12 protein-coding genes are annotated in these 13,031 nt (G+C 64.4%); 1 reads left to right on the top strand and 11 read right to left on the bottom strand.

Annotation, left to right across the window (positions count from 1 at the left end):
- Positions 1-8 precede the first annotated feature (8 nt).
- The 11 genes from cobA to ACR9WD_RS09235 all read right to left on the bottom strand — a co-directional run bounded on the left by cobA (position 9) and on the right by ACR9WD_RS09235 (position 10,181).
- Positions 9-788, bottom strand: coding sequence for a uroporphyrinogen-III C-methyltransferase (cobA, locus tag ACR9WD_RS09185; protein ID WP_434921974.1), 780 nt, complete (start codon positions 786-788; stop codon positions 9-11).
- Entirely contained in the window at positions 781-1,638 is an 858-nt protein-coding gene (locus ACR9WD_RS09190) for an ABC transporter permease (RefSeq protein WP_038990828.1), read from the bottom strand. Before ACR9WD_RS09190 ends, cobA begins: the two co-directional genes overlap by 8 nt.
- Entirely contained in the window at positions 1,610-2,353 is a 744-nt protein-coding gene (locus ACR9WD_RS09195; protein WP_038990827.1) for an ABC transporter ATP-binding protein, read from the bottom strand. The genes ACR9WD_RS09190 and ACR9WD_RS09195 overlap by 29 nt, the downstream gene beginning before the upstream one ends.
- Positions 2,353-3,450 (bottom strand): ABC transporter substrate-binding protein, encoded by a 1,098-nt coding sequence (locus tag ACR9WD_RS09200; RefSeq protein ID WP_434921975.1) that lies wholly within the window; start codon positions 3,448-3,450, stop codon positions 2,353-2,355. Before ACR9WD_RS09200 ends, ACR9WD_RS09195 begins: the two co-directional genes overlap by 1 nt.
- Positions 3,437-4,732, bottom strand: a complete 1,296-nt coding sequence (locus tag ACR9WD_RS09205) for a sulfate adenylyltransferase subunit 1 (RefSeq protein ID WP_434921976.1) — start codon at positions 4,730-4,732, stop codon at positions 3,437-3,439. Before ACR9WD_RS09205 ends, ACR9WD_RS09200 begins: the two co-directional genes overlap by 14 nt.
- 1 nt (position 4,733) lies before the next feature.
- Entirely contained in the window at positions 4,734-5,657 is a 924-nt protein-coding gene (gene cysD, locus ACR9WD_RS09210; protein ID WP_434921977.1) for a sulfate adenylyltransferase subunit CysD, read from the bottom strand.
- An 11-nt stretch (positions 5,658-5,668) separates the two neighbouring features.
- Positions 5,669-6,391 (bottom strand): phosphoadenylyl-sulfate reductase, encoded by a 723-nt coding sequence (locus ACR9WD_RS09215; protein ID WP_434921978.1) that lies wholly within the window; start codon positions 6,389-6,391, stop codon positions 5,669-5,671.
- Positions 6,388-8,088: a nitrite/sulfite reductase gene (locus tag ACR9WD_RS09220; protein ID WP_434921979.1), complete on the bottom strand. Its 1,701-nt coding sequence runs from the start codon at positions 8,086-8,088 to the stop codon at positions 6,388-6,390. The genes ACR9WD_RS09215 and ACR9WD_RS09220 overlap by 4 nt, the downstream gene beginning before the upstream one ends.
- Before the next feature lie 67 nt (positions 8,089-8,155).
- Positions 8,156-8,896 carry a sirohydrochlorin chelatase gene (locus ACR9WD_RS09225; protein ID WP_434921980.1) on the bottom strand — a complete coding sequence of 247 codons (741 nt, stop codon included), beginning with the start codon at positions 8,894-8,896 and terminating at the stop codon, positions 8,156-8,158.
- Positions 8,897-8,926: 30 nt separating this feature from the next.
- The gene (locus ACR9WD_RS09230) at positions 8,927-9,691 is read right to left on the bottom strand and encodes an SDR family oxidoreductase (RefSeq protein ID WP_434921981.1); all 765 of its coding nucleotides are present in this window, start codon (positions 9,689-9,691) and stop codon (positions 8,927-8,929) included.
- Positions 9,692-9,749: 58 nt separating this feature from the next.
- Positions 9,750-10,181: a methyltransferase family protein gene (locus ACR9WD_RS09235; protein ID WP_223308728.1), complete on the bottom strand. Its 432-nt coding sequence runs from the start codon at positions 10,179-10,181 to the stop codon at positions 9,750-9,752.
- A 144-nt stretch (positions 10,182-10,325) separates the two neighbouring features.
- Here ACR9WD_RS09235 and valS point away from each other — a divergent pair, with 144 nt between their 5' ends.
- The gene (gene valS, locus ACR9WD_RS09240) at positions 10,326-12,944 is read left to right on the top strand and encodes a valine--tRNA ligase (RefSeq protein WP_434921982.1); all 2,619 of its coding nucleotides are present in this window, start codon (positions 10,326-10,328) and stop codon (positions 12,942-12,944) included.
- Positions 12,945-13,031 lie beyond the last annotated feature (87 nt).

A 13,031-nucleotide genomic window follows, 5' to 3' on the forward strand; every position in this document is an offset into this window, starting at 1 on the left:
TCTCTTTCTTAGTCAACGAATGAGGCCGGCGCGGTGGCTTCGGCATTCACTAGCGGCAGGAGGTCTACCAGTTGGTCGGAGGCTTCCGGGGCTAGCCGAACGACGTCACCTATAACGATAACGGCCGGATTCGCCACTGCGGCCTTGCGGGCGCGCTTTACAATCCCTTCTAGCGTACCGATAGTTGTGCGCTGCGTCTGTGAGTAACCTCGCTCAACTATCGCAATTGGGGTACTTGACGGTAAACCACGGGTAAGCAATGTCTCAACAATTTGCGGCAAATTCGATACTCCCATCAGCACCGCCAAGGTGTGATCGGACCGGATCGGCACATCAGCAAGTTCCCCGTGCCCGCTGACCACGGTGAACCCGGCAGCAATGCCCCGATGGGTGACGGGAATGCCGGCAGCCATGGGCACCGAGACGGCACTGGTAATGCCTGGAATCACGCGTACAGGAATGCCATATTCCGCGACGTAGAGCATTTCCTCGCCGCCGCGGCCCAGCACGAACGGATCGCCGCCCTTCAGGCGGACCACCCACTTGCCTTCCAAAGCGTATTTGACCAGTAATTCATTGGTTTCATCCTGGGTTTTGACATGGCATCCAGGCGACTTGCCCACATCGATAACCAGCACGTCCTCAGGCAGCTCGGCCAGCAGCGCGGTGGGGCCCAGCTTGTCGGCCAGGACGACGTCTGCGGCCATCAAGGCCTTGTATCCGGCGACGGTGATCAGCTCGGGATCCCCCGGCCCACCGCCAATCAGTGTGATGCGGCCATCAGCCATTGTTCTCTCCAGTCCGGGTCATTCCTCGATCGGCCATCAGCTTGCGTTCGATCGGGGCGAAGAATAGAAGTTCGATAAGTACGCCAACCAGCAAGATGGTCAATATGACCAACATCACCAGCGGCAGATCGGCGAGGTCCCGGCCGCGCTGGAGCAGCGAGCCTACGCCCAAGGCCAGCGAGCCGCCGACAGCAATCAGTTCGGCCGCCATCAAGGAGCGCCAGGCGAAAGCCCAGCCTTGGCGCAGGCCTGCCACGTAACCGGGCAAAGCAGCGGGCAGTTCGATGTACAGGATGTGCTCGCGCCGGGAGGCGCCGAGCACCTTGGACAGCGCCTTGTACTGTGTCGGGATCATGTCGATTCCCGAGAGCAGGCCGTTGATGATCGACGGGATCGCGCCCAGGAGCAGGACGGTATAAATCGTCGCGTCGGAGAGCCCGAAGAGGATGATCGCCGCTGGCACCCAGGCAATGGACGGCAGGACCTGCATGGCCGACACCAGCGGTCCAACCCCTTGGCGCAAGAGCGGCTGGTGGGCCAGCAAGAGCGCCAGCGGAGTCGCAATCAGCACCGCGATCCCGAATCCGCTCACGGCGCGGAACAGCGAGGTGCCTACGGCCTGGACCAGTGAACCGTCGGCCAGCAGCTGAGGCAGCCTGCCGGCCACGGCGACCGGTCCGGGAAACAGGTCTTCGCGCAAGGGGCTGGCCCACGAGGCAATTTGCCACAGGCTGAGCAGCACCAGGACGGTAAGAATCGGAGCGACGACGGCATCAAGCTTGCTGCGGGTGCGCTTCTTCGCCTGTGCCGGCGTTGCGGCCTTAGCCGGCGCTTGGGTCAGTGAGCTCATGCTTTCGCTGCTCCTTTCGCAGTATCGCGGTCAGTTCGTTGGCCAGTGCGGCTGATTGCGCCGGATCGTTGCGCAGGTGATCGGTGATCTGACGGGTTTCCAGGATCCTGCCGGGGTGCGAGGAAAGCACCAGGATCCTGCCGGCAAGCCGGATCGCCTCGCGGACGTTGTGGGTGACGAAGATGATCGTCTTGCCGGTTTGCTCCCACAGGGCGCGCAGCTGCTCGTGGAGCATGTCCCGGGTGATTGCGTCCAAGGCGGCGAACGGCTCGTCCATCAGCAAGACCTGGCGGTCCTGCGCCAGAGCCCTGGCCAGGGCGACGCGCTGCCGCATGCCGCCGGAGAGCTCATGAGGCTTCTTCCCGATGGCGTGCCCCAGCTGAACCAGCTGCAGCAGTTCGGTGGTGCGCGCGGTCCGCTGGGCCGCCGGATAGCCGGCGAGCTTGAGCGCCAAATCCACGTTCTGCCCGGCGGTCAGCCACGGAAGCAGATTGGAATCCTGGAACATGAATGCCGCCCCGTCGTGCGGGACTTCCAACCAGCCGGAGCTTGGGGCCAGCAGCCCGGCGATCATGTTCAGCAACGATGACTTCCCGCATCCCGAGGCACCCAGCACCGCGATGAATTCGCCGTCGTCGATCTCAGTACTCAGCCGGTCGATCACCAGCCCGGTGCCCGGATAGCTCAGCGAGACTTCATTGATTAATACGCCCATCAGTGCTCCTGCGTTGCAAGGAAACGGGTGTCCACCAAGCCGTCAACCGAACCGGTCTGCCCGATGCCAACCTGCGCCGCATGGTCGATCAGCGTCTGGTAGGTATCGGCCAGCGGGTCCTCGTCGAAGGAAACTTCTTCCAGTGCAGCGGCAATGACCGTCTCATCGAAGGAGCTGCCGTTCGCTGCGGCCAGGGCCTCCTGGACTGCCGCGACCTTGTGCTGCTGATCTGCCGAGTTCAGCCATCCAATGGCTTCGGAGTTCGCGGCCACGAGCTTTTCCACGGTTCGCGGATGCTCGGTGAGGTAGTCCTGGGAGACGACCAGAACGGTCGTAGGGAATTTCCCGTTCTCCCACAACGTGGATTCGTCCACTAATCGATGACCCCCGTAGTTATCCACCAGCAAGGAGGCGTAGGGCTCGGGAACCCACGCCCCGTCAATGGCGCCCCGCCCGAACAGCTGGGTGAGGGTGGCATTGGAGCTGGGCGTCACCGTGGCTTGCTGATCCAGCCCGTGCTCGGCCAGATAATGGCGCAGCGCCACGTCTTGGGTTCCGCCGAATTGCGGGGTGGCCAGCTCGGTGCCAGCCAATTGGCCGGGCTCGGAAATATCCGGGGACACGACCAGGCTTGCACCGCCGGATGAGGCGCCGGCGACGATTTTCAGTGACGTCCCCCCGCTGGCCAGGTAGCTGTTCAGCGCCGGACTGGGGCCCAGGTAGGCCGCATCGATGGCACCGGAGTTCAAGGCCTCGATCGCTGCCGGACCGGCATTGAACAGCTGGGTTTCCAGGCTCGTGCCATCAGCCTCAAGCTGGTCTGCAAGCAAGCCCTGGCCCGTGGAAATCAGGGCCGGGGCGTGGGTCAGGTTGGCGAAATAGCCCAGCTTGAGCTCAGCTGCCGGGCCGAGGTCCGCCGCCTGCGCCGGGGCCTGGCCTGGTCCGGGCACCACGGTGGTGAGCACCGCCAGCGCGGCGAGCGCAGCAACCCCGGCCAGGCCGGCGATCCTCCCGCGGAACCCGGTCGCCGGACTGGCTGCTGCCAGGCGGATTCGTGCCCCGTGGCTGATCCGGGTGCCAGGATCAGGCCGCTGCATGCTCGGCCTCGATGATCCCGGCCGCCAGCGTGCGGCCGGTGGCGGGGTCGATCAGCAGGAAGCTGCCGCCGGTGCGCGAGGTGCTGTACTGCTCGATGGCTACCGCGGCCGAGCTGCGCACGGTGATCCGTCCCAGATCGTTGAGCCCAAGGCTGTCGGCTGGCAGCTGCGAGTAGTCGGCAATATCAATGACGTAGTTGATGTCGGCGAGCTTCGCGGCGGCGATCTTGGTGCCGTGCTTGACCAGCACCCGCTGGCCCTTGCCCAGCTGCACTGGATCCAGCACGCAGATATTTGCCTGGAACTCCCGTTGGGCTTCGGGCAGCTCGCCGGCGACCAGCGTGTCGCCGCGCGCAATGTCCAACTCGTCCTCCAGTTCCACGGCAATCGCGTCTCCGGGCTGCGCCCGGGCGGTGCTGCCGGCCGGCGTGCTGATGGACTTGATGCGGGTGACCAGCGGTTGCCCGTTGGACAGCACCTGCACCTGGTCTCCCACGTTCAGGGTCCCGTCCACCAGGGTTCCCGCGTAGCCGCGGTAGTCGCGGAACGCTTCCGGGTCTAGCCCCGGTGCCAGCGCTCCCTGCGGGCGCAGCACGTACTGCACATCCAGGCGGGCGGTGCCCTTCGGCAACGCCGGCTTCAGGTCTTCGAGCAGTCCGAGCAAGGTCGGGCCGGCGTACCAGTCGGCGCTGGCCGAAGGCTCGACGACATTGTCCCCCTGCAGGGCGGAGACCGGGATGACGGTGGTGGCTTGCACACCCAGCTGCTCGGCGAGCGCCAGCACTTCTGCCTCGATCTTGCTGAAGGCCTCCTCGTCCCAGTCGATCAGGTCCATCTTGTTCACCGCAATGACCAGCTGGGGCACCCGCAGCAGCGCGAGCACGCCCAGGTGGCGGCGGGTCTGCTCCAGCACCCCGTGCCGCGCGTCGACCAGCACGATGGCCGCATCGGCGGTGGAGGCGCCGGTGACAGTGTTGCGGGTGTACTGCACGTGCCCGGGGCAATCGGCCAGGATGAAGGAGCGCTTGCCGGTGGAGAAGTAGCGGTAGGCCACATCGATGGTGATGCCCTGCTCGCGTTCGGCGCGCAGCCCGTCGGTGACCAGCGCCAGGTCCAGGGTTCCGGCCGCCCCGCCGAAGCCGCGTTCGGCGCTGGTGCGCGCCAGGTCGTCCAGCGAATCGGCGAGGATGGCCTTGGCGTCGTGGAGCAGGCGGCCGACAAGGGTGGATTTCCCGTCATCGACCGAGCCGGCGGTGGCGATGCGCAAAAGTGTGGTGGTCATCTTAGAAGTACCCTTCGGTTTTGCGGTCTTCCATGCCCGCGGCGGAAATTCGGTCATCGGCACGGGTGGCGCCACGTTCGGTGATGGTGGCGACGGCCAGCTCGTCCAGCACCTTCGCCACGGTGTCGGCGGCGGAGAGCACCGCGCCGGTGCAGCTGGCATCGCCCACGGTGCGGTAGCGCACCTGCTTGATCACCACCGGCTCATCAGCGGTGGGCTGGCTGACGGGGGTCAGCGCCCGCCACATGCCGTCGCGCTCGAACACCTGGCGGCAGTGCGCGAAGTAGATCGGCGGCAGCTCGATGTTCTCGCGCTGGATGTAGGCCCAGATGTCGCGTTCGGTCCAGTTGGAGATCGGGAAGGCGCGCACGTGCCAGCCCGGCTCGTGGCGCCCGTTGTACAGGTTCCAGATTTCCGGGCGCTGGTTGCGCGGATCCCAGACGCCGAACTCGTCGCGCAGCGACAGGATGCGCTCCTTGGCGCGGGCCTTGTCCTCATCGCGGCGGGCCCCGCCGAACACCGCGTCGAAGCCGTTGGCCTCAATGGTGTCCAGCAGCACCCGGGTCTGCAGTCGGTTGCGGGTGCCGTCGGGCAGCTCGGCAAGCTCCCCGCGGTCGATGTACTCCTGCACGGAGCCGACCACCAGGTTCAGGCCGTACTTTTCCACCACTGCGTCGCGGAAGTTCAGGACTTCGGCGAAGTTGTGGCCGGTGTCAATGTGCACCACGGGGATGGGAACGCGGCTGGGGTAGACGGCCTTGGCCAGCAGGTGCAGCACCACGACGGAGTCCTTCCCGCCGGAGAACAGCAGCCCGGGCTTGTCGAACTCTGCGAGCACTTCGCGGATGATGTGGATGGATTCGGCTTCCAGGGCGTCCAGGACGCTGCGCTGGGTGCCGGCGGGGGCGTTAGCGGTAATGGTCATGATTCGCTCCTTTAGACGTGGATTCCGCATTCGGTCTTGCTCAAGCCGGCCCAGCGGCCGGCCCGGGGGTCTTCGCCCTCGGCCACCGGGCGGGTGCACGGCTGGCAGCCGATGGATGGGTAGCCGTTGGACAGCAGCAGGTTCACCGGCACCTGGTGCTCGGTGGCGTAGCCGATCAGCTGGTCGAAATTCCAGGGGGCGACCGGATTGAACTTGACCAGTCCGTGCTTCTCATCGAAAACGACCAGCGGGGTGTTGCTGCGGGTCGGCGCCTCGTCGCGGCGCACCCCGGTGAACCATGCGCTGTATCCGGACAGCGAACGAGCCAGCGGGTCCATCTTGCGCAGCTGGCAGCAGGCGGCCGGATCCCGGGAAAACAGGGCCTTGCCGAACTTCTCATCCTGTTCGGCAACGCTCAGCTCAGGCAGCACATCCACGACGTTCACGTCCAGGGTGCGGGCTACCTCGTCGCGCGTGACATGGGTTTCGGCAAAGTGGTATCCGGTCTCCAGGAACAGCACGTCGACCTTCGGCAGCTGCGCGGCGACCAGGTGCGGCAGCACTGCGTCGGCCATCGAGCAGGCCACCGCCACCTCATCGGCGCCCAGGTGCTCGGCGGCGAAGGCGACGACCTGCTCTGCCGTGGCCTCCCAGCCCAGCTCATCGGCGCCGAGCTTGGCGATCCGCCGCAGTTCGGCTTCGCTGCGGGTTCGCACGGGGTTCTGCTCGCTCATTTCAGTTCGTCCTCTTCAGCTCGGTGGGCCCAGGCCGCGAAGGATTCACCGTCGTCCGCGGAGGCCGAATAGTTCTTCACAACCCGCTCAACGTAGTCGGGCAATTCATCGGCAGCCACCTTCAAGCCGCGCACGGTACGGCCCATGGTCGCTTCGCCGTTTTCCCGGCCGGCCAGGGTGCCGCCCAGGTGAACCTGGAAACCTGGCACCTGCTCGCCGGCCTCATTGGTGATCAGCTGGCCCTTGAACCCGAGGTCTGCGGTCTGGATGCGGGCGCAGGAGTTCGGGCAGCCGTTGACGTGCAGCGCCAACGCCCGGGGCAGCTTGCCCTGGTGATCGGCCAGGCGTTCCTCGATCTTCGCTACCGCGTCGATCATGGTGTCCTTGGTATCCACGATGGCCAGCTTGCAGAATTCGATGCCGGTGCAGGCAATAGCCGACCGCTTGAGCAGTCCGGGGTAAGCTTCCAGTCCGAGGGCGCGCGCTGCGCCGACAAATTCCTTGACCTGGTCCTCGGCGATATCCAGCGCAAGGATCTTCTGGTGCGGCGTGGTCCGCAGCCTGGTGGAGCCGTGCGCCTCGACCAGGTCGGCGAGGGCCACGAGCGTGCTGCCCGAGACGCGTCCTGCCGGGGCGGTCAGGCCGACGTAGAAACGGCCGTCTTTCTGCTCGTGCACGCCGCTGTGGTCACCTGCCGAGGTGGGCTGGGCCGGCAGTTCGCAATCAGGCAGCGCGTAGCCCAGGTACTCGTCCTGCAGCACCTGGCGGAACTTCTCGGTGCCCCAGTCGGCCAGCAGGAACTTCAGGCGGGCGCGGTTGCGCAGCCGGCGGTACCCGTAATCGCGGAAGATCGAGGTGACGCCCTCCCATACGTCGGCGGCCTGTTCCTGGGAGACGAAGGCGCCAAGGCGCTCGCCGAGCCGCGGGTTGGCCGACAGTCCCCCGCCGACCCACAGGTCGTAGCCGGGGCCGAGCTCCGGGTGGATGGCCGCGATCAGGGCGAAGTCGTTGATCTCGTGGACTACGTCCTGGCTGGGGTGGCCGGTGATCGCGGTCTTGTACTTGCGCGGAAGATTGGAGAACTCCGGATTGCCAATGTAGCGGCGGGAAATCTCGGCAATCACCGGGGTGGGATCGATGATCTCGTCCTTGGCGATCCCAGCTACCGGGGAACCGAGGATGACGCGCGGGACATCGCCGCAGGCTTCGGTGGTGTGCAGCCCCACGCTTTCGAGGCGGCGCCAGATTTCTGGAACATCGACGACGTCCACCCAGTGCAGCTGCACGTTCTGGCGGTCTGTGAGGTCTGCCGTGTCGCGGGCGAAGTCCTTCGAGATCTGGCCGATGACGCGCAGCTGCTCGGTGGTCAGCGCCCCGCCGTCGATGCGCACGCGAAGCATGAAGTAGCGGTCCTCGAGCTCTTCAGGGCTCAGCGTGGCGGTCTTGCCGCCGGGAATGCCCTGGGCACGCTGGGTGTACAGGCCCCACCAGCGAAAACGCCCGTGCAGGTCATCCGGGTCGATGGAGTCGAAGCCCTGCACGGAGTAGATCTCTTCGATCCGCTGGCGCACGTTCAGGCCGTTGTCGGCGGCCTTCATTTCCTCGTTGGCGTTCAGCGGCGTAGTGCCATCGACCTTCCATTGGCCGTTGGGCTTGGCCGCTCTTTTGGGGCGAACTGGTGTGGTTGTCTGCGTCATGCCCATCAGCCTAGGAACTGCCCCCAGGGGGTCAGCAACCTGCTGATGTCACATGGCTACGCGTTGACTAACGGGTTAGGAGTTCGTCATCTGGAGACATGAAAAGCCCTTCTTGAAGGGCCTTTTGCAGTCGCACAAGGAAACATTGAGTGATCATGACGTCAGGCAGCAGTGGGCTTGTCACCACGTCGGCGCCTGTGCTAGCCAGCTTCTGCTGGAAGTATCCGTCGGCGAGCAACGCGCTGAGCACCAGCACCGGACGACCGGCCGCGCCGCCCACGAGCTCAACGATCCGCGGTTGCGCGCCCGCGCAATATCCCACCAGCACTTCGCGCTCCAGCAGGCCCGCGACCTGCTCGGCCAGGTTCTCGACCTGGTTTTGGCCGACTTCCAATCGTGTGCCCGCGGCGGCCACGATGACCAGCGTGTCTTTCTCCAGGTGCCCGGCGGCACGCTGCGCCAGAACTTGGGCCAGTTCTGGCAGCGGGCCCAATGGCGGTGCGGCTAAGGTGCCCGGACGTGAAGCGACAGCCTGCGCAATATCGTCGGTCGTATGCACCCCGTCTGAGACCAGCAATGGCAGGACCACTGCCGGCTCGCCTTCGGGCAGTGCCGCGATGACCGATTCGAGCCGGGGTTCCTGGACATCCACATAGGCTTCGTGCCAGAGAAGCTGCCCCGGGAATTGCTGTGCGCTCATGCGTTCAAGATCGCCACGCAGGTCGTGGATCAGCTGCTGCCCGTGGGGGTTGTCCGTGCCATGGGATGTGGCCACGATATGGATCGTCTGCTGGGTCTTTTGGCTCATGATTTGGTCCTCATGGATGAAGTTGGGCGCCTATTTGGCATTGCGGATTAGCTTGTGGTTTGCGGCTTGCGCCTGCGGGCGGATGACAATCTCATCGAGATTCACATGGGCCGGGGCGCTCACCGCATAGCGGATCACCTCGGCAACGTCTTCGGCGGACAGCGGATGATCCACGCCAGCATAGACGTTATCGGCAGCGCTCTGGCTGCCCAACCGGCGCAGGGAGAACTCTTCTGTCTGCACGAGGCCAGGCAGGATCTCGATAACGCGCAAGCCGTTCTCGACTTCTTCCAGGCGCAGAGCCTGGGTCATGGCCCGTTCTGCAGCTTTCGCTGCGTTGTAGCCGCTGCCGCCTTCGTAGCTGGCCAGTGCCGCCGTGGACGTGACGTTCAGGACGGTGCCGCGCGCCTCGCGCAGCTGCGGCAGCAGGGCACGGGTCAGGCGCATGGTTCCCATTACATTGGCTTGCCACATGAATTCCCAGTTCTCGTCAATCGCATCCGCCCAGGTCTCCGTTCCCCGGGCACCGCCAGCGCAGTTGACCAGCGTGTCGACGCCGCCCTGGGCGAGCACGGTTTCCGCCAACGAGTCGACATCAGCCTGCACGCTGACATCTGCTGGAACGGCGATCGCGCCGCATTCGGCAGCGAGGCTTTCCAAACGTTCTGCACGGCGGGCCACCGCGAAGACGGTCCACCCTTGAGCGCGCAGAGCGCGTACGGTTGCCTGCCCGATTCCGCTGGAAGCTCCGGTCACGACGGCCGAACGGGATGAAGTGCTATTAGTGGTAGTCATGCAACAACTGTAGAACTAGATGATTACCAGTTGGTAAGGCATGAATTTCTCTTACGTTTCATCTGGCATGGGTTTTGCCGCGCTCAGTGGAAGGAATCCAGCGCGGCACCGCCCGCTGGTACTGCCAATACGCCTGTCCGTATTTCTGCGCCAGGGCATCTTCTTCAGCGGGTATCTGGAACTGGTCGAGCCAGCAGGCGAGCGCGACGCTGGGAACAAGCCCCAGTAGCGAGCCCCGCCACATGGCATAACTAGTGGATACGGCAACCATTCCCAGGTACATCGGATTGCGGGTGCGGGCAAAGAGTCCCGTCGTGACCAAAGCGGTGCTGTTCTCCGGACGCCGCGGGTTCGCGGTGGTCTTGGCGGCATGGAAAGAGAGTCCTGCGCCTAGGGCAAGGCCAGCACCGCCAATGGCCAAGAGCCCGGCCATGAGTTTTAACCAGGTTGATGAACGCACCTCGGGAACCAGCAGCCGTTGTGCAGCCATCGCGGCTGCTGCAATGGCCGGTGGCGGCATTCGAGGTGCTCTTCGTCGCTCCATGCACAAGATGGTACTCGCCACGGGCGCCGCGTGGTGCAAGCCATGGGCAACAATGTCTTGGCACCGGGCAAAACATGAAAGAATAGAGGCATGGCAGAAGAAAACTTGGGCACAGACACGCCCGCAACGGTTTCCGTTCCTGACAAGCCAGCATTGGAAGGCTTGGAGGAACGTCTTTCGTCCCGGTGGCGCACCGAGGGCACCTATCACTTCAATGAGGATACGACTCGCGAAGCCGTGTACTCCATCGACACTCCCCCGCCAACTGCTTCGGGTTCGCTGCACGTAGGACACATGTTCTCCTACACGCAGACCGACGTACTGGCCCGCTACCAGCGCATGAACGGCAAGAACGTTTTCTACCCACTGGGTTGGGATGATAACGGGCTGCCGACCGAGCGCCGCGTGCAGAACTACTTCGGTGTCCGTTGCGACCCGACCAAGCCTTACATCGAGGGCTACCGTCCACCAGAAAAGCCGGCGAAGAACCAGCGCGACTGGGACGTCATCAGCCGCAAGAACTTCATCGAGATCTGCGAAGAGCTCGCGGTCGAGGACGAGAAGGTCTTCGAGCAGCTGTTCACCACCCTGGGCCTTTCGGTTGACTGGCGCATGACCTACCGCACCATCGACGACAACTCGCGTGCGGCCTCGCAGCGTGCGTTCCTGGAGAATCTGGCCAAGGGCGACGCCTACATGGCCGAGGCCCCAACCCTGTGGGACGTGACCTTCCGTACCGCCGTGGCCCAGGCCGAACTCGAAGACCGTGAAATGCCGGGCGCCTACTACCGCTACGCATTCTCTGCGGACAACGGCGAGCAGGTCTTCATCGAGACGACCCGCCCGGAACTGCTGGCAGCATGCGCCGCCCTGGTGGCGCACCCGGATGACGAACGCTACCAGCACCTGTTCGGCAAGACCGTGACCTCGCCGCTCTTCGGCGTTCCAGTCACCGTGCACCCGCACCCGTTGGCCCAGGCCGACAAGGGTTCGGGCATTGCCATGGTCTGCACCTTCGGCGACCTGACCGACGTGACCTGGTGGCGCGAACTGCAGCTGCCAACCCGTCCGATCATCGGACGCGACGGACGCGTCCTGGCCGAGACCCCGGAGTGGATCACCACCGAGGCCGGCAAGGAAGCCTACGCCCAGATTTCGGCAAAGACCGTGTTCTCCGCCAAGGAAACCGTCGTTGAGATGCTTTCCGAAGCCGGGCTGCTCGATGGCGAGCCGAAGAAGATCTCCCGTCCGGTGAACTTCTTCGAAAAGGGCGACAAGCCGCTGGAGATCGTGACCTCGCGCCAGTGGTACATCCGCAACGGCGGCCGCGACGAAGAGCGCCGCAACCAGATGATCGCCCGCGGCCAGGAAATTGATTTCCACCCGTCGTTCATGCGTTCGCGCTACGAGAATTGGGTGTCGGGCCTGAACGGGGACTGGCTGGTATCCCGCCAGCGGTTCTTCGGCGTACCGGTACCGGTGTGGTACCAAGTCGATGAGCACGGCGAACCGAACTACGATGCACCGCTGCTGCCGACCATCGACCAGCTTCCGGTTGATCCGGCGGCCGACGCGCCTACCGGCTACACCGAGGACCAGCGTGGGGCGGCCAACGGCTTCATTGGCGATGCCGACGTGCTGGACACCTGGGCAACCAGCTCGCTGACCCCGCAGATCGTGGGCCGTTGGGGCCGCGACGACGAGTTCTTCGCGAAGGTCTACCCGTTCGACCTGCGCCCCCAGGGCCACGACATCATCCGCACCTGGTTGTTCTCCACCGCGGTGCGTGCAGATTCCCTGCATGGCAACGCTCCGTGGAAGCACGCCGCCATTTCGGGCTGGATCCTGGACCCGGACCGCAAGAAGATGTCCAAGTCAAAGGGCAACGTGGTGGTTCCGAACGAAGTCCTGGACAAGTTCGGTGCGGACGCCGTCCGCTACTGGGCCGCTAGTGCCAAGCTCGGTGCCGACACCGCCTATGAAGTGAACCAGATGAAGATCGGCCGCCGCCTGGCCATCAAGATCCTGAACGCTTCGAAGTTCGTGCTGAACTTGGGTGCCACCGAGGCCAATGTGCTGACCGATGATGCTTCGGTAGTCACCAACGGCCTTGACCGCTCGCTGCTCGCCCGCCTGTCGACCGTTATCGAAGATGCCAAGCGCGCTTTCGACAACTACGACTATGCTCGAGCTCTGGATATCACCGAGTCGTTCTTCTGGTCGTTCACCGACGACTTCGTGGAACTGGTCAAGGACCGCGCATACGGTGGCCATGGAGAAGCCGAGCAGGCTTCTGTTCTGGCTGCCTTGGCCACCACCTTGGATTCGGTGCTGCGTTTGTTCGCTCCGTTCCTCCCCTTCGCCACCGAAGAAGTGTGGGGCTGGTGGCGCAACGGGTCGGTGCACCTGACCCAGTGGCCAAGCACCGAGCACCTGTCGGCAGCAGTCGAGGGCGCCGACCCTGCAGTACTGCCGCTGGTTGGCGTAGCCCTTTCGGGAATCCGCAAGGCCAAGTCCGATGCAAAGGTCAAGCAGCGCACCGAGGTGCTCTCGGGCGAGATCCACGCGCCTGCAGCCCAGGTTGCCCAGCTCAAGGCAGGCTTCGAGGACTTGAAGTCCGCAGCCAATGCCCGCGAGTTGTCCTTGGTTGAAGCCGAAGGCGAACTGACTGTCGCCAACGTCGAATTGGCTCCGGCCGAAGAGGCATAAGCGCCAATAAACAGGACCGGTTGCCATCCCCTCAACGGGATGGCAACCGGTTTTTCCGTTTCTATTCCTCTTTCTCCCCCGGATCTG

The sequence above is a fragment of the Glutamicibacter sp. PAEs-4 genome (assembly GCF_051161755.1).
Lineage (GTDB): Bacteria > Actinomycetota > Actinomycetes > Actinomycetales > Micrococcaceae > Glutamicibacter > Glutamicibacter nicotianae.